The following is a 25,311-nucleotide window of genomic DNA, read 5'->3' on the forward strand; positions in this document are numbered from 1 at the left end:
TCCTTTATTCAGGAATATGATCGTGTAGACGCGAGCAACGTTACCTTTTTGCGCACGGGGGAGTCATGAACGTTTCGCTATGGAGCAGTAATAATCTGCTATCGGCAGAGGGGCGTGAGCCGCTTCACATTCGGGCAATAAAAAGGGCGGATGATCATCCGCCCTTAAGAGAGAGAAAAGATGATGCTCAGGCGTTCTGGCTTTCCGCCGCTTCCGACTGCTTGGGCACCAGCACCGTTGGCTTGTTATCGATGCGGGTCACCAGCAGCTGGTCGATACGGTAGTTGTCGATATCCACGACCTCGAACTTATAGCCGGAGAACTTCACCGCGTCGGTGCGCTTGGGGATTTTACGCAGCATAAACATCATAAAGCCGCCGATGGTCTCGTAGTTCCCGGACTGCGGAAACTCGTCGATATCCAGCACGCGCATCACGTCATCAATCGGCGTACCGCCATCGATCAGCCACGAGTTTTCATCGCGAGCGACGATCTGCTCTTCCAGCCCCTGGCCGACGAGATCGCCCATCAAAGTCGTCATCACGTCGTTAAGGGTGATGATCCCGACCACCAGCGCATATTCATTCATGATCACCGCGAAGTCTTCCCCGGCGGTTTTGAAACTTTCCAGCGCTTCGGAGAGGGTCAGGGTATCCGGGACGATCAGCGTGTTGCGGATCTGCACGCCGCCGGTCAGCACCAGGCTCTGGTTCGCCAGCACGCGGTTCAGCAGATCTTTGGAATCGACGTAGCCGATAATATGGTCGATATCTTCATTACAGACGAGGAACTTCGAGTGCGGATGCTCGGCCACTTTATTCTTCAGGCTCTGCTCGTCTTCATGCAAATCAAACCAAATGACGCTTTCACGCGGGGTCATGGAGGAAGGAACGGTGCGGGACTCCAGCTCGAACACGTTCTCAATCAGCTCATGCTCCTGCTTGCGCAGCACCCCGGCCAGCGCGCCGGCCTCAACCACGGCATAGATATCGTCGGAGGTGATATCGTCTTTCCGCACCATCGGCAGTTTGAAGATGCGGAAGATCATATTAGCCATGCCGTTAAACAACCACACCAGCGGGCGGAAGACTAACAGGCAGAAGCGCATCGGGTTGATGATGCGCAGGGCCACGGTTTCGGGCGCAATCATACCGATGCGTTTCGGAGTCAGGTCAGCAAACAGGATGAACAAGCTGGTGACCAGGGTAAAAGAGATGATGAAGCTCAGCTGCTCGGAGAGCTCCGGTGACATATACCCGCTGAGCAGGCTATAAAACGCCGGGGAGAAGGCCGCGTCGCCCACGATACCGCCCAGAATGGCGACGGCGTTAAGGCCAATCTGCACAACGGTAAAGAAGGTGCCCGGGTTCTCCTGCATCTTCAGCACCCGCTGTGCGTTGACGTTGCCTTCATCGGCCAGCAGTTTCAGTTTGATTTTACGTGAGGCGGCCAGTGAGATTTCCGATATCGAAAAAAAGGCACTGACGGCTATCAGACAGAGTATTACTAAAATACTGTTTAACATATCTTTTCTGACCGTTGAGGTCAGATCCTCGGAAGGGAAGTTGATAACTCAAATGTGGAATACATAAAAAACCGGTCCGAAGGCGCTGGACCGGCTGTCACACTGGGTAGTATAGCGTAAGGGAATGTAAAGCCGCCAGAGCGTTCATTAACCGCCTCGCTGTTGAGGCGGAAATCAGAATTACGCCTGAGGCGGCAGGCAGACGCCAATGCCGCCGATGCCGCAATAGCCGTGCGGGTTCTTATACAGATACTGCTGGTGATCGTCCTCGGCATAGTAGAACGGTTTGGCGGTGGCGATCTCGGTGGTGATGTGCCGGGTATCGTGCGCGTCGTTCATCGCCGCCTGGAAGCGCGCGAGGCTGGCCTTTGCCGCTTCCGTCTGTTCCGGCGTCAACGGGTAAATCGCCGAACGGTACTGGGTGCCGTGGTCGTTACCCTGTCTCATTCCCTGCGCCGGGTCGTGATTTTCCCAGAACACCTGCAATAACTGCTCATAGCTGATGACCTGCGGATCGTAGACCACGCGCACCGCTTCCGCGTGACCGGTCTGGCCGCTGCACACTTCGCGATAGGTCGGATTGGGCGTATAGCCGCCAGTGTAGCCGGCGGCGGTGCTGTAAACCCCCGGCAATTGCCAGAACAGACGTTCAACTCCCCAGAAGCAGCCCATGGCGAACAGCGCGACTTCCATCCCCGCCGGGACGTTGGTCATCGAGTGGCCGTTAACTGCGTGGAGCGTCGCCACTGGCATCGGGGTATTGCGTCCAGGCAGCGCATCCGCCTGGGCGACAAGATGCGTTTTATCAAATAGACTCACGGTGGGCCTCTCAATACAGAAATCGTCGTTAAGGTTGTAACGAAGCGTGTCTTTTAACACAATAAATACGCGTAATACGTCTAGATTAATACATAAGAATTATTTGGGTTATTGCCACTTTTTCAACCCTACGTTGTTAGGGTTTTGTTAAGCCGTGGAGCGGCGCCAGTGTTTCCTGTAGGGGGAAACAGGGATATTCAGGAGAAAATGTGCTAAAAATCCGCCAGTTATGTGTCACCAGCCTTTTGCTGGTCAGCGGGATCGCCAGCGCAGCGAATGTGCGTTTGCAGGTTGAAGGATTATCCGGGGAGCTGGAGAAAAACGTTCGCGCCCAGCTTTCCACCATCCAGAGTGATGAGGTCACGCCGGATCGTCGCTTTCGCGCGCGCGTCGATGACGCCATTCGCGAAGGTCTGAAAGCGCTGGGGTATTACGAGCCGACGATTGAATTTGATCTTCGTCCGCCGCCGAAAAGGGGCCGTCAGGTGCTGATCGCCAAAGTGACCCCGGGTGAGCCGGTGCGCATTGGCGGCACCGAGGTGATTCTGCGCGGCGGCGCCCGCACCGACAGCGACTATCTGGCGCTGTTGAAAACCCGCCCGGCCATCGGGACGGTGCTCAACCACGGCGATTACGACGGTTTCAAGAGCTCCCTGACCCGCGTCGCCCTGCGCAAAGGCTACTTTGACAGCGAGTTCAATAAAAGCCAGCTGGGGGTCTCCCTCGACCGCCATCAGGCGTTCTGGGATATCGATTACGACAGCGGCGAACGCTATCGCTTTGGCCACGTCACCTTCTCCGGATCGCAAATCCGTGATGAATACCTGCAAAACCTCGTGCCGTTTAAAGAGGGCGACTACTACACCTCTCAGGACCTGGCCGAGCTAAACCGCCGCCTGGCGGCGACCGGGTGGTTCAGTTCGGTGGTGGTGGCGCCTGATTTTGCTAAATCACGGAAAACCAAGGTGCTGCCTCTGCAGGGCGTTGTCTCGCCACGCAAAGAGAACACCGTGGAAACCGGGGTAGGGTACTCCACAGACGTCGGTCCGCGGGTAAAAGCCACGTGGAAAAAACCGTGGATGAACTCCTATGGCCACAGCCTGACCTCCAGCGTCAGCCTCTCCGCCCCGGAGCAGCAGTTCGACTTCACCTATAAAGTCCCGCTGCTCAAGAGCCCGCTCGAGCAGTACTATCTGATGCAGGGCGGCTTTAAGCGTACCGATCTCAATGACACCCAGGCTGACTCCACCACCCTTGGGTTGTCGCGTTTCTGGGAGATGTCGAGCGGCTGGCAGCGGGCGATCAACCTGCGCTGGAGCCTGGACCACTTTACCCAGGCGAACGTCACCAACACCACCATGCTGATTTACCCCGGGGTCTCGGTGAACCGCACTCGCTCCCGCGGCGGCCTGATGCCCACCTGGGGCGATTCCCAGCGCTACTCGGTGGACTACTCCAACACCATGTGGGGCTCGGACATCAACTTCATCGTGATGCAGGCCCAGGACGTCTGGATCCGTACCCTCTATGACCGCCACCGCTTTGTGGTGCGCGGCAACCTGGGCTGGATCGAAGCGGACAACTTTGACAAGGTGCCGCCGGACCTGCGCTTTTTCGCCGGGGGCGATCGCAGTATTCGCGGCTATAAATACAAATCCATCTCGCCGAAGGACGATGACGGCAAGCTGATCGGGGCCTCGAAGCTGGCCACCGGCTCGCTGGAATATCAGTACAACGTCAGCGGCAAATGGTGGGGCGCCGTGTTTGTCGATAGCGGCGAAGCGGTCAGCGATATTCGCGAAAGTGATTTTAAAACCGGCGCCGGGGTGGGCGTGCGCTGGCAGTCGCCGGTGGGGCCGATCAAGCTGGATATCGCCCGGCCAATCGGCGACAAAGAAGAGCATGGTTTACAGTTTTACATCGGTCTGGGGCCTGAATTATGAGTTTATGGAAGAAGATAAGCCTCGGCGTCTTAATCGTGTTGGTCCTCCTGCTGGGCACCGTCGGGTTCCTGGTGGGCACTACCACCGGCTTGCATCTGGTGTTCAAAGCGGCGGATCGCTGGGTACCGGGGCTGGAAATCGGCAAAGTGACCGGCGGCTGGCGTGATTTAACCCTCGATAATGTCCGCTATGAGCAGCCCGGCGTGGCGGTCACCGCCGGCCAGTTTCATCTTAGCGTCAGGTTGCGCTGCCTGTGGGACAGCAGTCTGTGCGTAAACGACATCTCGCTGCGCGATATTTACGTCGCCGTCGATACGAAGAAGATGCCGCCCTCTGCGCCGGTCGAGGAAGAGGACAGCGGGCCGCTGAATCTCTCCACCCCTTATCCGATCGCCCTCAGCCGCGTCGCGCTGCATAACGTCAACGTCAAAATCGACGATACCGCGGTCTCTGTGCGCGATTTTTCCACCGGCCTGAACTGGCAGGAGAAAAACCTGACCCTGACGCCGACCTCGCTGCAGGGGCTGCTGATCGCCCTGCCGAAGGTGGCGAAAGTGGCGCAGGAGCAGGTGGTTGAACCGAAAATCGACAACCCGCAGCCGCAGGAAAAACCGCTCGGCGAGACGATGACCGACCTCTTCTCGCAGCCGGTGCTGCCGGCGATGACCGACGTCCATCTGCCGCTGAACCTCAATATTGAGGCGTTCCGCGGCGAGCAGCTGCGCCTCACCGGCGATACCGATATCACCGTGTATAACCTGCTGCTGAAAGTCAGCAGTATCGACGGGCAGATGAAGCTCGACGCCCTCGACATCGACTCCGATCAGGGCAAAGTCACCGCCTCGGGCAGCGCCCAGCTGCAGGATAACTGGCCGGTAGACATCACCCTCGCCGGAACGCTGAACGTCGACCCGATGAAAGGGGAGAAAGTGCAGCTGAAGGTGGGCGGCGAGATACGTAAAACGCTTAAGGTCGGGGTGGACTTAAGCGGGCCGGTAGCGGCCACGCTGCGGGCGGACGCGCAGCTGGCGGAGGCCGGGCTGCCGCTCAATATGGAGCTGAAGAGCAAGCAGCTCGCCTGGCCGTTCAGCGGCGAGAAGCAGTTCCAGGCGGACGACGTCCAGCTGAAGTTCAGCGGCAAAATGACCGACTACGCGCTGGCCTTCTCCACCGCGGTGAAAGGCCAGTCGCTGCCGCCGGCGAAAATCGCCCTCAACGCCAAAGGCAATGAGCGGCAGATCAATCTCGACAAGCTGACGGTCAATGCCCTGGAAGGGAAAACCGAGCTGAAGGCGCTCCTCGACTGGCAGCAGGCGATCAGCTGGCGCGGCGAGCTGACCCTCGACGGCATCAACACCGCCAAAGAGGTGCCGGACTGGCCGTCGAAGCTCAACGGCAGGATCAAGACCCAGGGCAGCCTGTACGGCGGCAGCTGGCAGATGTCGGTGCCGGAGCTGAAAATTACCGGCAACGTGAAACAGAACAAGGTGGATGTCTCCGGCTCGCTGCAGGGCAACAGCTATCTGCAGTGGAAGATCCCGGGGCTGCATCTGGCGTTAGGCCCGAACAGCGCCGATATCAAAGGCGAGCTGGGGGTGAAGGATCTGAATCTCGACGCCACCATCGATGCGCCGCACCTGGATAATGCGCTGCCGGGGCTCGGCGGGACGGCGAAGGGGCTGGTGAAAGTGCGCGGCACTGTCGATGCGCCGCAGCTGCTGGCGGACATCACCGCCCGGGCGCTGCGCTGGCAGGAGCTGAGCATCGCCCAGGTCAACGTCAAAGGGGATGTGAAATCCACCGATCAGATTGGCGGCAACCTGGACGTGCGGGTGGATCGCATCAGCCAGCCGGGGGTGAATATCAGCCTGGTGCAGCTCAATGCCAAAGGCACTGAGAAGCAACATGAGCTGCGGCTGCGGGTGCAGGGCGATCCGGTTTCCGGCCAGCTGGCGCTGGCGGGCAGCTTCGATCGTCAGGCCGAGCGCTGGAGAGGCGCGCTAAGCGATACCCGCTTCCAGACGCCGGTGGGGCCAGTAGCGCTGACGCGCAGTATTGCGCTGGACTACCGTAACCAGGAGCAGAAAATCAGCATCGGGCCACACTGCTGGACCAACCCTAACGCCGAACTCTGCGTGCCTGAGACCATTGACGCGGGCGCCAGCGGGCGGGCGCGGGTGAATCTCAACCGCTTCGACCTGGCGATGCTTAAGCCGTTTATGCCGGAGGCGACCCAGGCCAGCGGCGTGTTTACCGGTAATGCCGATGTCAGCTGGGACACCACCAAAGAGGGGCTGCCGCAGGGCAAAGTGACCCTCAGCGGGCGCAACGTCAAAGTGACCCAGGTGGTCAATGACGCCCCGCTGCCGGTGGCGTTCGATACGCTGAACCTCAGCGCCGATCTGCACAACAATCGCGCGGAGCTGGGCTGGCTTATCCGCCTGACCAACAATGGCCAGCTGGATGGGCAGGTGCAGGTCACCGACCCGCAGGGGCGGCGTAATCTCGGCGGCAACGTCAATATCAGCAACTTCTCGCTGGCGATGATCAACCCGATTTTCGCCCGCGGTGAAAAGGCGGAGGGACGGCTCAACGCCCGTCTGCGCCTGGGCGGCAACGTGAAAAGTCCGCAGCTGTTCGGCCAGATGCAGCTAAGCGGGGTGGATATCGACGGCAACTTTATGCCGTTTGATATGCAGCCGAGCCAGCTGGCGATGAACTTCAACGGTACGCGCTCGACCCTGCAGGGGACGGTGAACACCCGTCAGGGGCAAATCGCCCTTAGCGGGAACGCCGACTGGACGCAGATCGATAACTGGCGGGCGCAGATTGCGGCGAAAGGCAGCCGGGTGCGGATCACCGTGCCGCCGATGGTCCGTCTCGATGTATCGCCGGACGTGGTGTTTACCGCCACTCCAAGCCTGTTCAACCTCGATGGCAAGGTGGATGTGCCCTGGGCGCGGATCGTGGTCAACGAGGTGCCGGAGAGCGCGGTCGGCGTGTCGTCGGACGAAGTGATGCTCGACAAAAACCTCAAGCCGATTAAGCAGCAGAGCGCCGGGATCCCGATCAACAGCAACCTGACGATCCACGTCGGCAACAACGTTCGTCTGGAAGCCTTCGGTCTGAAAGCGCGTCTGACCGGCGATCTGAAAGTGGCGCAGGACAAGCAGGGGCTGGGACTCAACGGGCAGATCAATATTCCGGACGGCCGCTTCCACGCCTATGGCCAGGATTTGATTGTGCGCAAAGGGGAGCTGCTGTTCTCCGGTCCGCCGGATCAGCCGTTGCTGAATATCGAAGCGATTCGTAACCCGGATGCCACCGAAGACGACGTGATCGCTGGCGTTCGCGTCACCGGCTCCGCCGATCAGCCGAAAGCGGAGATCTTCTCCGACCCGGTTATGTCCCAGCAGGAAGCGCTGTCTTATCTGCTGCGCGGCCAGGGTTTGAGCAGCGGACAGAGCGATAGCGCCGCGATGACCTCAATGCTTATTGGTATGGGGGTTGCACAAAGTGGTCAGGTTGTGGGTAAAATCGGCGAGACGTTTGGCGTAAGCAATTTGGCGTTGGACACCGAAGGGGTAGGCGACTCTTCCCAGGTGGTGGTCAGCGGCTATGTACTGCCGGGTCTGCAGGTAAAATACGGGGTCGGTATCTTCGATTCCCTGGCGACGCTGACTTTACGTTATCGCCTGATGCCTAAGCTATATGTGGAAGCGGTGTCTGGCATCGACCAGGCGCTCGATTTGCTCTATCAGTTTGAGTTTTAGCAATGCGAATATTTGTTTACGGCAGTTTACGACGCAAACAAGGCAACAGCCACTGGATGACCAACGCCCAGTGGCTGGGCGCTCATAGTGTCGACGATTATCAGCTGTACAGCCTGGGCCACTATCCAGGCGCGGTGCCCGGCGAAGGCACAGTACATGGTGAAGTTTATCGTATTGATGCATCGACGCTGGCCGAACTGGATGCGCTCCGCACCAAGGGGGGCGAGTATGCGCGCCACCTGATTCAGACGCCTTACGGCAGCGCATGGATGTATGTCTATCAACGTTCCGTTGAGGGTTGTACGTTGATAGCGAACGGCAACTGGTTGGATCGCGACCAGTATTAACCACGACAGCGCCACCTTCGGGTGGCGTTGTTTTTTCTGCGCCCGCCTCTTACCAGAGCGGCAGATAATCTCTCGCCAGCCACATCGTGGAAGCCAGCGTCGTCAGCGCGAGGAATAATAATCGTCGTGTTGGGGTGCTGAACATTACATGACCTCCTCGGGCGTGGTTTGGGGGGCTGCCTCCCGCAGGTAACGCCGCATCGCCGATCGCAGCTTCAGCCAGTCAGCCACCCGGTGTGACAATAACCAGGCCGTTGGGCCAATCAGCTCCAGTACCGCCAGTATCCCGCCAAAGCAGAGTAACAATAAGGACAGCATGTCCAGTGAATCCTGAACCTGCCACCAGACGCGTCGGCCTGACTGAAGGGCGCTGATGATTTCTACCCCGAGAAATAGCAGATACATCACCAGCGCTAGGCCGTAAAACAGGTAATAAAGCAGCGACAGCTGTCTGCGTCCAGGATAGAGCGGATGGTTTTTTACATAAGCCGCGCCGTCGCTGGCATTGTATAGCGCATGGATCGCCCGGCTGTCGCGCTCGTATACGGCGACGATACGATCGCCAGTGGCAAGAAACGGTGGCTGACGACGATAGAGAACAGGATGCAGCGCGAAATTAGCGCAGCCAGCCTGCCACCAGAAGGCCAGCGGCAGGGAACCGCATTGTATCCCGAGGCCGTGATATTCCCGCGTAGGATTGCCCGCATACCACTTCTTAAAGTGGGTATCGGTGATGATGTCTGTCTTAACCGCATAGCGTTCCGGCAGGGCATGCGTAAAAGGCATCGCCGACCGGCGGACGGCCCGCGGCGTTGCGGGTAGCGGCTGGCAAAAAGAAAAGTCGCGGCGGCGGGCCTGCGCCATCTTCGCCAGCAGATCGCGCATGGCGGGGTGCCGTTTTAGCGCCGGGTGGAACAGTCGCTCGCAGAGCCCGGTTAACAGCGCGATGAAGGCCAGTACCGCGATAATGCCGCAGCCGAATTTTGCCCATTCTGAGGCGCCCACCAGGAGCGGAATAAGGGAGACGATGAGCGTCAGCAGGCTGATAATTAGCAGCGGCCGGGCCCAGCGCTTGACGCGTTGACTGGGCTCAAGGAGCGTTTCGCCATCGCTGAGCCAGTGGATCCAGTAACTGCCGTTGTCCAGGCGGCGGGCGCCGAGATACAGAGGCTGATGGGTCTTCAGGCGGTCAAAAAGCGAGGGGGCGTTAAAATAGCGTTTATCGGTATAAAAGACATGGTCGCCGGCGATAAGGCGCAGATACCCCTGTTTTTCAGAGGCGGCGGTTGTGAAGCCAGAAAAGTTAAGAGTGAAATAGCGAACGCTTTTCACGGGACACCCTCCATGGTGTTATCGCGGCTATCCGTGCCGCAATCAGGCAGGGTATGACCCTGCCTGAGACAGAATTACTTCTGCTTAGCGCGCTCGAAAGAGGCAACGATTTCAGCTTTCGCCGCTTCTGCGTTGTCCCAACCGTCGACTTTAACCCACTTGCCTTTTTCCAGATCTTTGTAGTGCTCAAAGAAGTGAGTGATCTGGGCTTTCAGCAGTTCCGGCAGGTCGTTCACATCGTTGATGTGATCGTATTCTTTGCTCAGCTTGGTGTGCGGTACCGCAACCAGTTTCGCATCTTCACCGGATTCGTCGGTCATCTTCAGAACGCCAACCGGACGGCAGCGGATCACGGAGCCCGGCTGCAGCGGGTACGGGGTCGGGACCAACACGTCAACCGGGTCGCCGTCCAGAGACAGGGTGTGGTTGATGTAGCCGTAGTTGCACGGATAGAACATCGCAGTGGACATGAAACGGTCAACGAACAGTGCACCGCTCTCTTTGTCGACTTCGTATTTGATGGGATCTGCGTTCGCCGGGATCTCGATCACGACGTAGATGTCTTCCGGCAGATCTTTGCCCGCAGGTACGTTGAGTAAGCTCATGTCTGTTTCCTTTAAAATGTATGGCAAACAAGTGCTCGGTATTATAGCCAACTCACATCGAATGTCTTCGCTTCTTTTTCCCGATCTCGCCGTGGAGTGCTCTGAATTTTGCGCGCAATAATGGCATGAAAATCCATAAACATAGCCACATCATGAATAAATTTATGTAACCGTTTTCATTGCATGTGATTGATTTATCAAACCGCTTAAAAAAACGTCATAAACCGCAACAGCCGCGCTCCCTGCGAAGCCTTATCGGCTCTCCGCTGGGCAATGGGGCCGTCATTAACATCTCATTTACTTTTTTGAAGTGTGATGTAACGCATTCAGTTACATCACCGATTGTCTATAGTTTGTCCGCAGGTGAGACTTTAACCAACAATAACCCTACGAGGATACCCTTATGTGGAAGCGCTTACTTCTTGTCACAGCAGTTTCCGCAGCTATGTCGTCTATGGCGATAGCTGCCCCGCTAACCGTAGGTTTTTCGCAGGTCGGTTCTGAATCCGGCTGGCGTGCGGCAGAAACCAGCGTCGCGAAAGAGGAAGCCGCCAAGCGCGGTATCACGCTGAAGATCGCCGATGGTCAGCAAAAACAGGAAAACCAGATCAAAGCGGTGCGCTCCTTTATCGCCCAGGGGGTAGACGCGATCTTCATTGCGCCGGTGGTGGCTACCGGCTGGGAGCCGGTGCTGAAAGAGGCGAAAGAGGCCAAAATCCCGGTCTTCCTCCTCGACCGTTCTATTGATGTGAAAGATAAAGATCTCTACATGACCACCGTGACCGCCAACAACGTGCTGGAAGGTCAACTGATTGGCGACTGGCTGGTGAAAACCGTCGACGGTAAGCCGTGTAACGTCGTGGAACTGCAGGGCACCGTCGGGGCCAGCGTGGCCATCGACCGTAAGAAAGGCTTCGCTGACGCCATCGCCAAAGCGTCGAATATCAAAATCATCCGCTCTCAGTCCGGCGACTTCACCCGCAGCAAAGGGAAAGAGGTTATGGAGAGCTTTATCAAGGCTGAGAATAACGGCAAAAACATCTGCATGGTATTCGCTCATAACGACGATATGGCCATCGGCGCCATCCAGGCCATTAAAGAAGCTGGCCTGAAGCCGGGCAAAGATATTCTGACCGGCTCCATCGACGGCGTGCCGGATATCTATAAAGCGATGATCGCCGGCGAAGCCAACGCCAGCGTCGAGCTGACGCCAAATATGGCCGGCCCGGCGTTTGATGCGCTGGAGAAATACAAAAAAGACGGCACCCTGCCGGAGAAGCTGACCATTACCAAATCGACGCTGTATCTGCCGGATACGGCGAAAGAAGAGTTAGAGAAGAAGAAAAATATGGGCTACTGAGTGGATAGCCCCTCATCCCGCCCCTCTCCTCAGCCGGAGAGGGTAACAGGCAGCGTTCCAGCAACCCCGGCAAGCACAGCGCGAACCGGGGCAACCTGACATCATTTGAAGGTGATATCGATTATGAGCGCCGAGGCACACCAGGAGATCCTTCGCACCGAAGGACTCAGTAAATTCTTCCCCGGCGTTAAGGCGCTGGATAACGTCAACTTTAGCCTGCGGCGCGGCGAAATCATGGCCCTGTTGGGCGAAAACGGCGCCGGGAAATCGACGCTGATCAAAGCGCTTACCGGCGTTTACCATGCCGATCGCGGCACTATCTGGCTGGAAGGCCAGGCCATTTCCCCGAAAAATACCGCCCATGCCCAGCAGCTGGGGATCGGCACTGTCTACCAGGAAGTGAACCTGCTGCCCAATATGTCGGTGGCGGATAACCTGTTCATCGGCCGTGAGCCGCGGCGGTTTGGCCTGCTGCGGCGGAAAGAGATGGAGGCCAGGGCGACGGCGCTGATGGCCTCCTACGGCTTTTCCCTCGATGTGCGCGAGCCGCTGAACCGCTTTTCAGTGGCGATGCAGCAGATCGTCGCTATCTGCCGGGCCATCGACCTGTCGGCCAAGGTGCTGATCCTCGACGAGCCCACCGCCAGCCTCGATACCCAGGAGGTGGAGATGCTGTTTACCCTGATGCGCCAGCTCAGGGATAACGGCGTCAGCCTGATCTTCGTCACCCATTTTCTCGACCAGGTCTATGCGGTCAGCGACCGCATTACCGTGCTGCGCAACGGCAGCTTCGTCGGCTGCCGCGAGACCCGCGAACTGCCGCAGATTGAGCTGGTGAAAATGATGCTGGGCCGCGAACTGGACCACAACGCCCTGCAGCGGGCGGGCCGAACCCTGCTGAGCGATAAGCCGGTGGCGGCATTTGAAGGCTACGGTAAAAAAGGCACCATCGCCCCGTTCGACCTGCAGGTGCGTCCGGGCGAAATCGTTGGCCTCGCCGGCCTGTTGGGTTCCGGCCGCACGGAAACCGCCGAGGTGATCTTCGGTATTAAAACGGCGGACAGCGGGAAGGCGTGGATCAAAGGCAAACCGCAAACCCTGCGTTCTCCGCATCAGGCCTCCTGCCTCGGGATCGGCTTCTGTCCGGAGGATCGCAAAACCGACGGCATTATCGCCGCCGCCTCGGTGCGGGAAAATATCGTCCTCGCTCTGCAGGCGCAGCGCGGCTGGCTGCGGCCGATACCCCGGCGCGAACAGAACGAGATCGCCGAGCGCTTTATTCGCCAGCTGGGGATCCGCACCCCCAGCGCGGAGCAGCCGATCGAGTTTCTCTCCGGCGGCAACCAGCAGAAGGTGCTGCTTTCGCGCTGGCTGCTGACCAAACCGCAGTTCCTGATCCTCGATGAGCCGACCCGCGGCATCGACGTCGGCGCCCATGCGGAAATCATTCGCCTGATTGAAACCCTCTGCGCCGATGGCCTGGCGCTGCTGGTCATCTCCTCTGAACTGGAGGAGCTGGTGGGTTACGCCGATCGGGTCATTATCATGCGCGATCGCCGGCAGGTGGCCGAGATCCCGCTCGCCGAGCTCTCTGTACCGGCGATCATGAACGCAATTGCGGCATAAGGAGTAACCCATGATGCCTCGATCTCTTTCGCAAACCGGCCCGGAGAAGCGACGCTTCACCTGGCCGAAGGGCACCCCGCAGATCATTGCCCTGCTGCTGGTTCTGCTGGTCGACAGCCTGGTGGCGCCCCATTTTTATCAGGTGGTGCTCCAGGATGGCCGCCTGTTTGGCAGCCCAATCGATATTCTCAACCGCGCCGCCCCGGTGGCGCTGCTGGCCATCGGCATGACGCTGGTGATCGCCACCGGCGGCATCGACCTGTCGGTGGGGGCGGTGATGGCGATAGCCGGCGCGACGGCCGCCTCGATGACCGTCGCCGGTCACAGCCTGCCGGTGGTGCTGCTGGCCTCGCTGGCGGCGGGCGCGCTGGCCGGGCTGTGGAACGGCATTCTCGTGGCGGTCCTTAAGATCCAGCCCTTTGTGGCGACGCTGATCCTGATGGTGGCCGGACGCGGGGTGGCGCAGTTGATCACCGCCGGGCAGATCGTCACCTTTGATTCCCCGGCGCTGGCGTGGCTTGGCAGCGGATCGTTCCTCCTGTTTCCGACGCCGGTGATCATCGCCGCCGCGACCCTGCTGCTGTTCTGGCTGTTTACCCGCAAAACGGCGCTGGGCATGTTTATCGAAGCGGTAGGGATCAATATCCGCGCGGCGAAAAACGCCGGCGTCAATACCCGCATCGTGGTGATGCTGGCCTATGTCCTGAGCGGCGTCTGCGCGGCGATCGCCGGGATCATCGTGGCGGCGGACATCCGCGGCGCGGATGCCAATAACGCCGGGCTATGGCTTGAGCTGGACGCCATTCTGGCGGTGGTCATCGGCGGCGCTTCGCTGATGGGCGGGCGCTTCAACCTGCTGCTGTCGGTGGTGGGGGCGCTGATTATCCAGGGAATGAACACCGGGATTTTGCTCTCCGGCTTCCCGCCGGAGCTCAACCAGGTGGTGAAAGCGGTGGTGGTGCTGTGCGTACTGATTGTCCAGTCGCCGCGCTTTATCGGTTTACTGAAAGGGGTACGCGGCCATGATAAAACGTAATTTACCGTTGATGATCACCCTCGCGGTGTTTGTGCTGGGCTATCTCTACTGCCTGACGCAATTCCCCGGCTTTGCCTCGACGCGGGTGATCTGCAATATCCTGACGGATAACGCCTTCCTCGGGATCATCGCCGTGGGCATGACCTTCGTGATCCTCTCCGGCGGGATCGATCTGTCTGTCGGGTCGGTGATCGCCTTTACCGGCGTCTTTCTCGCCAAAGCGATTGGCTTTTGGGGAATATCACCGCTGGTGGCGTTTCCGCTGGTGCTGGTGATGGGCTGCGCCTTCGGCGCGTTTATGGGGCTGCTGATTGACGCCCTGAAGATCCCGGCCTTTATCATCACCCTCGCCGGCATGTTCTTCCTGCGCGGCGTGAGCTATCTGGTGTCAGAGGAGTCGATTCCGATTAACCACCCGGTGTACGACACCCTGTCCGGGCTGGCATGGACCATTCCCGGCGGCGGACGCCTCAGCGCCATGGGGCTGCTGATGCTGCTGGTGGTGGTGGCCGGTATTTTTGTCGCCCACCGCACCCGCTTCGGCAACCAGGTGTATGCCATTGGCGGCAACGCGACGTCGGCGAATTTAATGGGGATTTCCACCCGCAGCGCCACGATCCGTATCTATATGCTCTCCACCGGGCTGGCGACGCTGGCCGGGATCGTCTTTTCCATTTATACCCAGGCGGGCTATGCGCTGGCGGGCGTCGGCGTGGAGCTGGACGCCATTGCCTCGGTGGTGATCGGCGGCACGCTGCTTAGCGGCGGCGTCGGCACTGTGCTGGGAACCCTGTTCGGGGTGGCGATCCAGGGGCTGATTCAGACCTACATCAACTTCGACGGCACCCTCAGCTCATGGTGGACCAAAATCGCCATCGGCATTTTGCTGTTTATCTTTATCGCGCTGCAGCGTGGGCTGACCGTGCTGTGGGAAAACCGGCAGAATGCGGCGGTCACGCGGGTGAGCGGGGCGGGGAGTCGCTAAAAGAGAGGCTCCTCCCGCAGGCGCGGGAGGAGCGGGCAGGGCGCTTAGGCGTCCGGGAACGACTTAATAAAGTTCTCGACGTCTTCCACCATGTGGTTGTTGCCGACGAAGAAGGAGCGGCGCTGGTGCAGGCTTTCCGGAACAATATCCAGAATACGCTCTTTACCATCGCTGGCCTTACCGCCCGCCTGTTCGGCGAGGAAGGCCATCGGGTTGCATTCATACAGCAGGCGCAGCTTGCCGTCCGGGTGGCTGGCGGTGCTTGGATAGAGGTAGATGCCGCCTTTCAGCAGGTTGCGGTGGAAGTCCGCCACCAGCGAGCCGATATAGCGTGAGGTATAGGGACGCTGAGTCGCTTTGTCCTCTTCCTGGCAGTACTTAATGTACTTCTTCACGCCCTGCGGGAATTTGATGTAGTTGCCTTCGTTAATGGAGTAGGTATTGCCCTTCTCCGGGAAGCGCATGCGCTCCTGGCACAGACAGAAGACGCCGAGGGACGGGTCGTAGGTGAAGGCGTGGACGCCGCAGCCGGTGGTATACACCAGCATCGTCGAAGAGCCATAGACCACATAGCCCGCTGCCACCTGTTTGTTGCCCGGCTGCAGGAAATCTTCTTCTGTCACCGGCGTGCCAACAGGCGTCACGCGGCGGTAGATAGAGAAGATCGTACCAACAGAGACGTTAACGTCGATGTTAGAGGAGCCATCCAGAGGGTCCATCAGCACAACGTATTTGGCGTGTTCACACCCTTCGAAGACGACAATCTCATCTTCTTCTTCAGAGGCGATCCCGGCAACAATATCGCGTGCTCGCAGTGCGGCTTTTAATTTTTCATTCGCGAACAGATCGAGTTTTTGCTGCACCTCGCCCTGAACGTTTTCAGCACCGCTGGCACCCAGGATATCGACCAGACCGGCCTTGTTGATATCGCGGTGGATGATCTTGGCGCCCAACTTTATTGCTGACAACAAAGCAGTCAGCTCACCGGTGGCGTGGGAGAACTCGTGCTGCTTTTCAACAATAAACTCACCTAACGTTTTCATAACTCGTTCCCTGCATTTTTATGTTGAGTAAAACGAACGCAACAATCTTAACAAAGAATCAAAAAAGTGCGCACTAGTGAATCGCGCCAGCAAAATACAGATTCGCCTGAAATGCATTTCGCCAGGGCCCGGGATATGGGTAAAATGTGCCCCGGATAAGAGAAGGAAATGACGAATGCGCATTCATATTTTAGGAATCTGTGGCACGTTTATGGGGGGCCTGGCCATGCTGGCGCGCTCCCTCGGTCATGAGGTAACGGGGTCGGATGCTAACGTCTATCCGCCGATGAGCACCCTGCTGGAAAACCAGGGGATTGATTTAATTCAGGGCTATGACCCCAGCCAGCTGGAGCCCCGGCCGGATCTGGTGATCATCGGTAACGCCATGACTCGCGGCAACCCGTGCGTTGAAGCGGTGCTGGAAAACAATATTCCCTATATGTCCGGCCCGCAGTGGCTGCACGACTTCGTGCTGCGCGATCGCTGGGTGCTGGCCGTCGCCGGGACCCACGGCAAAACCACCACCGCCGGCATGGCGACCTGGATCCTTGAAGCCTGCGGTTACCAGCCGGGCTTCGTGATCGGCGGCGTGCCGGGCAATTTTGACGTCTCTGCGCGCCTGGGCGACAGCCCGTTCTTCGTCATTGAAGCGGATGAATACGACTGCGCCTTCTTCGACAAGCGCTCAAAATTTGTTCACTACTCCCCGCGGACGCTGATCCTCAACAACCTTGAGTTCGACCACGCGGATATCTTTGACGACCTGAAGGCGATTCAGAAGCAGTTCCACCATCTGGTGCGCATCGTGCCGGGCAAAGGCAAAATTATCCTGCCGGAGAACGACATCAACCTGAAGCAGGTGATGGCGATGGGTTGCTGGAGCGAGCAGGAGCTGGTGGGCGAGCAGGGCCACTGGCAGGCGAAGAAGCTGAACGCTGACGCCTCGCAGTGGGAAGTGCTGTTCGACGGTGAAAAGGTCGGCGAGGTGAAGTGGGCGCTGGTCGGCGAGCATAATATGCATAACGGCCTGATGGCCATTGCCGCGGCGCGTCACGTCGGGGTACTGCCGGCGGATGCCGCGAACGCGCTGGGCAGCTTTATCAACGCCCGCCGTCGCCTGGAGCTGCGCGGCGAAGCCAACGGCGTCACCGTGTATGACGATTTCGCTCATCATCCGACGGCCATCCTCGCTACGCTGCAGGCGCTGCGCGGCAAAGTGGGCGGCACCGCGCGCATTCTCGCCGTGCTGGAGCCGCGCTCTAACACCATGAAAATGGGCGTCTGCAAAGACGATCTGGCGCCGTCTCTTGGCCGCGCCGATGAGGTGTTCCTCCTGCAGCCGCAGCATATCCCGTGGCAGGTGGCGGAAGTGGCGGAAGCCTGCGTCCAGCCGGCTCACTGGAGCGCCGACGTCGATACCCTGGCGGAGATGGTGGTCAAAACCGCCCATCCTGGCGACCATATCCTGGTGATGAGCAACGGCGGCTTCGGCGGCATTCATCAAAAGCTGCTGGATAAACTGGCGCAAAAAGCGGCCGCGACAGAGTAACGTCCCGCCTCCGGTCACTGCCCTCCGCGTGAGGGCAGTTTTGTTTTTACCAACAGGGATGGTGTGATGCTTACCCGCGAAAGCGTACTTTCTACCGACTCGCCCCATTTCGCCATGCTGGACGCGCTCTACGCGCGCGCCTTTCCTTGGCACGAGCAGCGAGATCGCCCATAAACGGCTGCGCTTTTATCAGTCGATGGGATTCCACGCTAACCCCTGGGCGCATCGTCATCCGACCTATCATCAGGGCATCGCGGATCATGAACTGCTGGTGCTGAGCTACCCGCAGCCGATCGATGAGCGACAGTATCAGCAGTTTGCCCGGGATCTCGGGCGCGAGGTGATGGGGCGGGCGTAGCCCGGCGCGGCGGACCGCTCCGGGCGTTCGGCTGGGGTATTTTTACTCTTTGGCGATCGGCGTGTCGTTCTCCGCCACTTTATTGTCGCCCTGAATCTGCGCGATTTTCTGCTCGACGGCGGCCACCTGGGCACTGTCATGCAGCAGGGTGTAGGTCAGATCAAACTGCGCGCTGGCGCCCGGCTGCAGCTGTTTTACGCGTTTTTGCTCGCGTTCAATGGTCACCGGATAGGCGTAGCTGGTCCCCGGCTCGATACCGGTGACATAGCCCTGTTTGACGGTGTCGGTGTTTTTCCACAGCGTCAGGACCGGCAGCTGGCGGGTGTCGAACTGAATGGAGGCTCCTTTATCGCCCGCTTTGTTGACCACGGCGGCCAGCGTCTGGTGATTTTCATCGGCCAGCGGCTGAATATTAAACACCATCTCGTCAAAGTCTTTGGTCGGCCCCTGATAGGTTTGCCAGGTTTTTAATCCGCTCTTAGCGTAATCATTGAACGGGCTGATGCTGGACATCGGGGCGAGGAAACGCGCGCCTTCTTCCAGGATCGGGGTGCCGAAGTTGCTGTGGTAGATGATCTGGTAATCATGCGGATAGTCGGCGTGATTGGTTAAGACATCGTGCAGGCTGAAGCTGTTGCTGCCCGGGATATAGCGCAGCTCAGTCATGGTTTGCAGATCGGCTTTTTTGAAGGTGCTCTCTTTCACCAGCCCGCGGACGCGAATTTCATACGGCGCGCTGTCGGCCACCTCTACCTCCACCAGAGAGGCCGGCGTGTTGCCTGCCTTGCCGTGCAGGGTATAAATTTGCCCGTCCGCAGTCACCGGATGGCCGGTCCACTCGTAGCCGCAGCGGACCATCATTTCGTTGAACCCTTCCAGCCAGCCGAGCCCGTTGCGACTCTCCAGGTTGATAAAGGCCGGGTTAACAACCTCTTTGACCGGCGAATCCCAACCCATCCGGCTGCCGAAGCCTTCCACTCGCAGCAAGTTCATGCCGCGCGTCGGGCTGAGGGTGATGGTCAGGCCGTCTTTACTGCGAATGGTGAGGATTTTGCTGCCTTCCTGCTTGCCGCCGTGCAGGACTTTCTGCTCAATGCTGAACGCATGGTCTTTCACCTTCAGCTGATCGCTGCCGATCTGCCAGTTTCCCTTATCCATGCCTTCTTCAGCATTCGTCAGCACCCATGTTTTTGCCGCGGCGGAGCCAGAAACCAGCAGAGCGATAGCCGTCAGAACCAGTGTCTTTTTCATTTTTATTCCCTTTTTGCTGAATCGATTGTGTCATTGACGTGTGAAATCTACCGGCATGGGGGTGATTAAAATGTGAAGCGCCTCACCTGGTGAGAAAGTGGCCGTTTTTAAGATGTTAAATGCGATAGGCGTCGTATTATTGTGATAAACCATGCTTAATTATCACCACAAGATGTGATCTGCATTGCTTTTAGCTTTAACGATTCAGCTTTAGAGAAGGCAATAAACGACAGTCTCGTTGTGTGGACTTGGGGGTTCAGGGGAGGCAGCGGGGAACCCCCTGCTGGCGCGATGCTTGCGTTGAAGAAGGGGAAGGTGGGCCGGATACAGCCTGCCCGGCGGCGCGGCGCTTGCGCGGGCCTGCGGAGTTGAACAACTGTTTGATAACTCAGGTTCAGCAGCCTTCCGTAGGCCGGATAAGGCGTTAGCCACCCACCAGACAAAGCGGAGTAGCCCGGATAAGGCGCAGCGCGCCGCCATCCGGGTGACTTGTGCGGCAAAAGCGGCGGGAATTAGCCTTCGTTTTCCGCCAGTTCGCGCAGATACTGGAAGATCAGGCGCGCGGATTTCGGCGGTTTGTTGCCTTCTTTCTCTTTCTTCGCATTGCGGATCAGGGAACGCAGCTGCTGACGGTCAGCATCTGGCCACAGGTTCAGCACTTCAGCTACGGCGTCATCCCCGTCGTCAATCAGTCGGTCACGGATCTGCTCCAGCTTGTGGAACAGCGCAACCTGCTGGTTGTGGCGGTTTTTCAGCTTATCCAGCGCCTGACGAATCGGATCGACATCGCGATTGCGCAGCATCTTACCGATAAGCTGCAGCTGGCGGCGGCGACCCTCTTTTTTGATTCGCTGGGCGAGTTCGATGGCGTCGCGCAGGTCAGTATCCAGCGGAATTTTATCCAGCGCGTTTTTCCCCAGGTCAACGAGTTCCGCGCCAAGACGCTTCAGTTCTTCCGCGTCGCGCTTAATTTCACTCTTACTGACCCAGATAATTTCATCGTCTTCATCCTCGATATCATCACCGGGAACGTCGTCGAGCCAGTCTTCGGGCTGCTTTGTCATCTCAGGCTCCTTAAAAAAAGAGGCTAATGTTACCAGTTAAGGCGCGCACTGAAAAACGGTTCTCTGTTAGACTTCAGTTAACTCCTTCTTACATTATGGCATTAGCAATGAAAGTGATCTCTCAAGTTGCCCAGCAACGTAAGACGCTGGAAGAGGCCGTGACCACGGCGCTGGAACTGGCGGCAGGTAAATCCGATGGCGCGGAAGTCTCCGTCAGCAAGACAACGGGCATCGGCGTCAGCACCCGCTATGGCGAAGTGGAGAATGTAGAATTCAATAGCGATGGGGCATTAGGCATCACGGTTTACCACCAGAACCGCAAGGGCAGCGCCTCTTCCACCGATCTCAGCCCGGACGCCATCGCCCGCACCGTGCAGGCGGCGCTGGATATCGCCCGCTACACCTCCCCGGATCCCTTCGCCGGCGTGGCGGATAAAGAGCTGCTGGCCTTTGACGCCCCGGATCTGGACCTGTTCCACCCGGCGGAGGTCTCCCCGGATGAGGCCATCGAACTGGCCGCCCGCGCAGAGCAAGCGGCGCTGAAGGCCGATAAACGCATCACCAACACCGAAGGCGGCAGCTTTAACAGCCACTACGGCATCAAAGTGTTCGGCAACAGCCATGGCATGCTGCAGAGCTACTGTTCGACTCGCCACTCCCTTTCCAGCTGCGTGATCGCGGAAGATGACGGCGACATGGAACGCGACTACGCCTATACCATTGGCCGGGCGATCGAGGATCTGCAGTCCCCGGAATGGGTCGGGGAAGAGTGCGCCCGCCGCACCCTGTCGCGCCTCGCGCCGCGTAAGCTGTCGACCATGAAGGCGCCGGTGATTTTCGCCAATGAAGTGGCGACCGGGCTGTTTGGCCACCTGGTCGGAGCGATTGCCGGTGGTTCGGTATACCGCAAATCCACCTTCCTGCTCGATTCGCTGGGCAAACAAATTTTGCCGGAGTGGCTGACCATTGAAGAGCATCCGCACCTGCGTAAAGGACTGGCCTCCACGCCGTTCGACAGCGAAGGCGTGCGCACCGAGCGTCGCGATATCGTCAAAGACGGCGTGCTGACCCAGTGGCTGCTGACCAACTACTCCGCCCGCAAGCTGGGGATGAAAAGCACCGGCCACGCCGGCGGCATCCATAACTGGCGCATCAACGGCCGCGGCCTGAGTTTTGCAAAGATGCTTAAAGAGATGGGCACCGGTCTTGTGGTTACCGAACTGATGGGGCAGGGTGTCAGTGGCGTCACTGGCGACTACTCACGCGGCGCATCCGGCTTCTGGGTAGAAAATGGCGAAATTCAATATCCTGTCAGTGAGATCACCATTGCAGGAAATCTGAAAGAAATGTGGCGTAATATCGTGACCATCAGCGATGATATTGAAACGCGCAGCAACATTCAGTGCGGTTCTGTGCTGCTGCCGGAGATGAAAATCGCCGGGCAATAACACCTGTTTGCTTAAATAATAAAAAGGAAGTGAGCAATGCGTAAAAAACTGTTAGCGATGCTGGCTGTCTCTGCTTTTGCGCTCGGTTCAGCCTCGGCCTTTGCCGACCTGGGCGAAGACATGGACACTCTGGCAGAAAATCTGCAAGTGGTACAGAAAACCTCCGACGCCGGCGAGCTGAAAGCGGCGCTGAATAAGATGCGTACCGCCGCGGTTGATGCCCAGAAAGAGACGCCGCCGAAGCTGGAAGGCAAAGCGGCCGACAGCGCTGAGATGAAAGATTACCGTCACGGTCTGGATATTCTGATCGGCCAGATCGACGGCGCGCTGAAGCTGGCGAATGAAGGCAAGGTGAAAGAGGCGCAGGCCGCCGCGGAGGAGTTTAAAACCACCCGCAACACCTACCATAAGAAGTACCGCTAACTGCCGTTTTCGGGAGGCATCAGCCGATGTCTCCCGCCTGAAAGCCTACCGATATCACACTTTTCGATCTCTTTTTCCGGCCTTTCCGCAGCCGCGGGCTGCGCATTCACGCGCATTGTTGTGATACGTCTCACGCCATAATTGCTGTTTTTTCATTTTTCCAGTGAATGTGTGGGGTCGATCACGCCTGCCGTCTCCCTTTCCACTTCGAAGTGGAAAACAACTCGCTACAAACTCCCATCCCCCGGCGCTACTTTGATTCCTAGAGACATCAGCGGGGTATCAGAAGTGAATAACGGAGCGGTAATACACGACGTAGGGGAGCAGGCAGCGCAGACCGAACGCCTGGCTGACAAGATGCTGCAGCAGGTTTTTGCCCTGTTAAGCCGTCACGGCATCGTCCCTAACGACGTTCAGGAGCAAATGCTGACCTCCCACGTGCGGGCGATGGCCCACCGGTCAATCAGCGGGGAACCGCTGCCGGAAGTGGATGCCAGCCTGTTCGAAGAGATTTCACCAGATTCAATGACGTTGGCCCGCGAAGTGGTCGCGCAGTTCGGCAACCTGCCTGATGAAGAGGCCTGGCTGCTCTCCGTCCATTTCGAAGTCGCAAAAGAAAACCTGTAAGGAGCAAAACATGGAACAAATCACCGTAGTTATTGGCGACCGTCTGGGTAAAGGCCAAAAAGTCGCCGCAGGCGCAGAGAAAGCCGGCGCACGTGCAGTTGTCGTCCCTGGCGTTGCTGCCGACATGAAGCTTGGCGACATGATGAAAGCGGAAAACGCCACCTTCGGCATCTCCTTCTGCGGCAGCGGCGGCGCCGGCGCCATCACCGCCCAGACCAAACACGGCTACAAAGCGAAATACGGCATGCGTTCCGTGGAAGAGGGCGTCACCGCCATCAACGAAGGCTGCAACGTGCTGGGCTTCGGCTTTATGGATAAAGAAGAGCTGGGCGAGCGGCTGGTAGAGGCCTGGAAAAAGAAATACGGCGCATAAGTATGAAAGAGCAATTCACCACCACGGTGAGGGTTGCCGGCAAAGGCGAAAGCAAATCACGGGCCTTCGCCGATGCCCTGAACCATGTGCAGGCTGCGGTGATGAAAACGTCATCGCACATTCTGCTGCGTATTGAGCCACAGGACGTGACGGTTGTTCATGCGCGCGAAGCGGTACGAAAAGAGGCCTTCCTGTTTTTCTTTTTGCGCCGTGAACGACGGACCTACAGCGTGGAGCTGGACGTCACCGTCAACGTGACCGCCATCGATCTCGATAAAGTGGATTTCGTCACGCAAACCTGATTGTTAGCAAAGGGTCTGACTATGTTCCTGATAATATTAATAAAATCGCTTATCATCGGCGGCCTGGTCGGCGTCGGCGTGGGCGCCGGAGCGGCACGCATGTTTCATGCCCCTACCACCCAGGGGATGGGGGCGTTTCGAACCCTGGGCGAGCTGAACTCCTGTGAGGGCGATCCGGCTTCCCACTTCTCCTTTGGCCTCGGTTTCTTCTTTAACGCCTGGGCCTCTTCCGTTGCAGCAGGCTCCTTCACCCAGGATGTTGACCACCGCATTATCCCCAACTGGGGCGCGGCGGCGCTGATGCTGAAAAATCGTAACGTCGGCGAAACGCTGCACGATCCGAAAAAAATGGCCATCTCCTGCGGCATCATCGGCATGATCGTCGTCGCCTTCCTTAACCTCACCGCCTCGTCCGTACCGGAAGCGCTGCAGGTGACCGCGGTTAAGGTACTGGTGCCGGCGGCAAACCTGCTGGTGAACACCGTGATGCCGGTGATCTTCTGGCTGGCGGCGATCGACGCCGGTAAAAAATCAGGCTTCTGGGCGACTATCTTCGGCGGCGCGGCGCAGCTGATTATGGGCAACGCCGTACCGGGGCTGGTGCTGGGCATCCTGATCGGCAAAGGCGTTGAAGAGAGCGGCTGGAACCGGGTCACCAAAGTGATGATGGTGGCCATTGTCGCCCTGTTCGTCCTCAGCGGCTTCTTCCGCGGCTTCGACATGAAGATGATCGAATCCTTCCATCTGACCGTGCCGAACTGGCTGGACATGATCCACAACTCACTCAGCGGCAAGTAACGGGAGCCTGATAATGGAACAGAATAAAGGTTTTTGGTATGCCGACTGGTCGTTCCCGATCTTCGTTGGCCTGCTCTCCTCCGGCGTCTTCGCCGGGACCCACATGTACTACCTGTACGGCATCGGCGCCTTTAACGAAGTCGCCTTCGTGGCGATGCTGAAGTCGGGGATTGATACCGGCGTTTACGGCGCGGTGGCGGCGTTTGGCGCCAGCTTCCTGTTCGCCCGCATCATCGAAGGGTCGCTGGTGGGGATCCTCGATATCGGCGGCGCTATTCAGACCGGGATCGGTCTTGGCGTCCCGGCGCTGCTGCTCGGCGCGGGCTTTGTCTTCCCGGTGGCGAACTTCGCCGCCTCGCTGGCAACCGGCCTGATCCTCGGCCTGGCGGTGGGCTACATCATCATTCTGGCGCGTAAGTTCACCATCAACCAGAGCGACTCTACCTACGGCGCCGACGTGATGATGGGGGCCGGTAATGCCTCCGGCCGCTTCCTCGGCCCCTTGATCATCCTCAGCGCAATGACCGCCTCGATTCCTATCGGGATCGGCTCGCTGGTTGGCGCCCTGCTGTTCTACATCTGGCAGAAACCGATCACCGGCGGCGCCATCCTCGGCGCGATGATCCTCGGCTCCATTTTCCCGGTGGCGATTAGCTAATCGCCCGATGGCGCGGCGCTTATCGGGCCTACACGTCAGCGCGATTGGTAGGCCGGATAAGGCGGT

At 58.5% G+C, this 25,311-nt stretch carries 22 protein-coding genes and 1 pseudogene; 16 read left to right on the top strand and 7 right to left on the bottom strand.

What is annotated here, in order from left to right; translation table 11 throughout:
* Positions 1 to 187: 187 nt before the first annotated feature.
* A complete protein-coding gene (locus ACOI6Z_RS20830; RefSeq protein ID WP_023291742.1) occupies positions 188 to 1,525 on the bottom strand; it encodes a hemolysin family protein in 1,338 nt (445 codons plus the stop codon).
* Positions 1,526 to 1,705: 180 nt separating this feature from the next.
* Positions 1,706 to 2,344: a peptide-methionine (S)-S-oxide reductase MsrA gene (gene msrA, locus ACOI6Z_RS20835; RefSeq protein ID WP_002886721.1), complete on the bottom strand. Its 639-nt coding sequence runs from the start codon at positions 2,342 to 2,344 to the stop codon at positions 1,706 to 1,708.
* Between the two features lie 209 nt (positions 2,345 to 2,553).
* Between msrA and tamA the strand changes: the two genes are divergently transcribed.
* The 3 genes from tamA to ACOI6Z_RS20850 are packed head-to-tail and all read left to right on the top strand — an operon-like array spanning position 2,554 to position 8,407.
* Positions 2,554 to 4,287, top strand: a complete 1,734-nt coding sequence (gene tamA / locus ACOI6Z_RS20840; protein ID WP_023291743.1) for an autotransporter assembly complex protein TamA — start codon at positions 2,554 to 2,556, stop codon at positions 4,285 to 4,287.
* Positions 4,284 to 8,060: an autotransporter assembly complex protein TamB gene (tamB, locus tag ACOI6Z_RS20845; RefSeq protein WP_048296487.1), complete on the top strand. Its 3,777-nt coding sequence runs from the start codon at positions 4,284 to 4,286 to the stop codon at positions 8,058 to 8,060. The genes tamA and tamB overlap by 4 nt, the downstream gene beginning before the upstream one ends.
* Positions 8,061 to 8,062: 2 nt before the next feature.
* A complete protein-coding gene (locus ACOI6Z_RS20850) occupies positions 8,063 to 8,407 on the top strand; it encodes a gamma-glutamylcyclotransferase family protein (RefSeq protein ID WP_002886724.1) in 345 nt (114 codons plus the stop codon).
* 144 nt (positions 8,408 to 8,551) lie between these two features.
* Here the strand turns inward: ACOI6Z_RS20850 and ACOI6Z_RS20855 are convergent, their stop codons facing one another.
* Both ACOI6Z_RS20855 and ppa read right to left on the bottom strand, forming a co-directional pair.
* Positions 8,552 to 9,739: a hypothetical protein gene (locus ACOI6Z_RS20855; protein WP_065812793.1), complete on the bottom strand. Its 1,188-nt coding sequence runs from the start codon at positions 9,737 to 9,739 to the stop codon at positions 8,552 to 8,554.
* A 74-nt stretch (positions 9,740 to 9,813) separates the two neighbouring features.
* Entirely contained in the window at positions 9,814 to 10,344 is a 531-nt protein-coding gene (ppa, locus tag ACOI6Z_RS20860) for an inorganic diphosphatase (protein ID WP_002886766.1), read from the bottom strand.
* Between the two features lie 403 nt (positions 10,345 to 10,747).
* Between ppa and ytfQ the strand changes: the two genes are divergently transcribed.
* The 4 genes from ytfQ to yjfF all read left to right on the top strand — a co-directional run bounded on the left by ytfQ (position 10,748) and on the right by yjfF (position 15,351).
* The gene (gene ytfQ, locus ACOI6Z_RS20865) at positions 10,748 to 11,704 is read left to right on the top strand and encodes a galactofuranose ABC transporter, galactofuranose-binding protein YtfQ (protein ID WP_002886769.1); all 957 of its coding nucleotides are present in this window, start codon (positions 10,748 to 10,750) and stop codon (positions 11,702 to 11,704) included.
* Positions 11,705 to 11,827: 123 nt separating this feature from the next.
* Complete coding sequence (gene ytfR / locus ACOI6Z_RS20870) at positions 11,828 to 13,330, top strand: galactofuranose ABC transporter, ATP-binding protein YtfR (RefSeq protein ID WP_008807146.1); 1,503 nt, start codon at positions 11,828 to 11,830, stop codon at positions 13,328 to 13,330.
* Positions 13,331 to 13,340: 10 nt separating this feature from the next.
* Positions 13,341 to 14,366, top strand: coding sequence for a galactofuranose ABC transporter, ATP-binding protein YtfT (gene ytfT, locus ACOI6Z_RS20875; protein ID WP_023291747.1), 1,026 nt, complete (start codon positions 13,341 to 13,343; stop codon positions 14,364 to 14,366).
* Positions 14,353 to 15,351 carry a galactofuranose ABC transporter, permease protein YjfF gene (gene yjfF, locus ACOI6Z_RS20880; protein ID WP_002886825.1) on the top strand — a complete coding sequence of 333 codons (999 nt, stop codon included), beginning with the start codon at positions 14,353 to 14,355 and terminating at the stop codon, positions 15,349 to 15,351. Before ytfT ends, yjfF begins: the two co-directional genes overlap by 14 nt.
* A gap of 44 nt (positions 15,352 to 15,395) precedes the next feature.
* Here the strand turns inward: yjfF and fbp are convergent, their stop codons facing one another.
* Positions 15,396 to 16,394 (bottom strand): class 1 fructose-bisphosphatase, encoded by a 999-nt coding sequence (fbp, locus tag ACOI6Z_RS20885; RefSeq protein ID WP_004206493.1) that lies wholly within the window; start codon positions 16,392 to 16,394, stop codon positions 15,396 to 15,398.
* A 175-nt stretch (positions 16,395 to 16,569) separates the two neighbouring features.
* Between fbp and mpl the strand changes: the two genes are divergently transcribed.
* Both mpl and ACOI6Z_RS20895 read left to right on the top strand, forming a co-directional pair.
* Entirely contained in the window at positions 16,570 to 17,943 is a 1,374-nt protein-coding gene (gene mpl, locus ACOI6Z_RS20890) for a UDP-N-acetylmuramate:L-alanyl-gamma-D-glutamyl-meso-diaminopimelate ligase (protein WP_065812796.1), read from the top strand.
* Positions 17,944 to 18,009: 66 nt separating this feature from the next.
* Positions 18,010 to 18,301, top strand: a pseudogene (locus tag ACOI6Z_RS20895) (hypothetical protein).
* Positions 18,302 to 18,343: 42 nt separating this feature from the next.
* Here the strand turns inward: ACOI6Z_RS20895 and ACOI6Z_RS20900 are convergent.
* Together ACOI6Z_RS20900 and yjgA are read right to left on the bottom strand one after the other, a co-directional pair.
* Entirely contained in the window at positions 18,344 to 19,552 is a 1,209-nt protein-coding gene (locus ACOI6Z_RS20900) for an aldose 1-epimerase family protein (protein ID WP_023291750.1), read from the bottom strand.
* 512 nt (positions 19,553 to 20,064) lie between these two features.
* Positions 20,065 to 20,616, bottom strand: a complete 552-nt coding sequence (yjgA, locus tag ACOI6Z_RS20905) for a ribosome biogenesis factor YjgA (RefSeq protein WP_004206498.1) — start codon at positions 20,614 to 20,616, stop codon at positions 20,065 to 20,067.
* Between the two features lie 95 nt (positions 20,617 to 20,711).
* On the opposite strand from yjgA, the gene pmbA reads away from it, so the two are divergent.
* The 7 genes from pmbA (at position 20,712) to ACOI6Z_RS20940 (ending at position 25,245) form a co-directional block, all read left to right on the top strand.
* Entirely contained in the window at positions 20,712 to 22,064 is a 1,353-nt protein-coding gene (pmbA, locus tag ACOI6Z_RS20910; protein ID WP_065812797.1) for a metalloprotease PmbA, read from the top strand.
* 36 nt (positions 22,065 to 22,100) lie between these two features.
* Positions 22,101 to 22,487, top strand: coding sequence for a cytochrome b562 (gene cybC / locus ACOI6Z_RS20915; protein WP_002886893.1), 387 nt, complete (start codon positions 22,101 to 22,103; stop codon positions 22,485 to 22,487).
* A gap of 288 nt (positions 22,488 to 22,775) precedes the next feature.
* Positions 22,776 to 23,114, top strand: a complete 339-nt coding sequence (locus tag ACOI6Z_RS20920) for a PRD domain-containing protein (RefSeq protein ID WP_004206500.1) — start codon at positions 22,776 to 22,778, stop codon at positions 23,112 to 23,114.
* 10 nt (positions 23,115 to 23,124) lie between these two features.
* On the top strand, positions 23,125 to 23,487 hold the full coding sequence (locus tag ACOI6Z_RS20925; protein ID WP_032454653.1) for an SFCGS family glycine-rich protein: 363 nt from the start codon (positions 23,125 to 23,127) through the stop codon (positions 23,485 to 23,487).
* A 2-nt stretch (positions 23,488 to 23,489) separates the two neighbouring features.
* Positions 23,490 to 23,789, top strand: a complete 300-nt coding sequence (locus ACOI6Z_RS20930; RefSeq protein WP_004206503.1) for a DUF4312 family protein — start codon at positions 23,490 to 23,492, stop codon at positions 23,787 to 23,789.
* Between the two features lie 21 nt (positions 23,790 to 23,810).
* Positions 23,811 to 24,587, top strand: a complete 777-nt coding sequence (locus tag ACOI6Z_RS20935) for a DUF4311 domain-containing protein (RefSeq protein WP_002886897.1) — start codon at positions 23,811 to 23,813, stop codon at positions 24,585 to 24,587.
* Positions 24,588 to 24,600: 13 nt separating this feature from the next.
* The gene (locus ACOI6Z_RS20940; protein WP_004206504.1) at positions 24,601 to 25,245 is read left to right on the top strand and encodes a DUF4310 family protein; all 645 of its coding nucleotides are present in this window, start codon (positions 24,601 to 24,603) and stop codon (positions 25,243 to 25,245) included.
* Positions 25,246 to 25,311: the final 66 nt, after the last annotated feature.

The sequence above is a fragment of the Klebsiella sp. C239 genome, assembly GCF_048822715.1.
In the GTDB taxonomy this organism is placed as follows: Bacteria; Pseudomonadota; Gammaproteobacteria; order Enterobacterales; family Enterobacteriaceae; genus Klebsiella; species Klebsiella quasipneumoniae.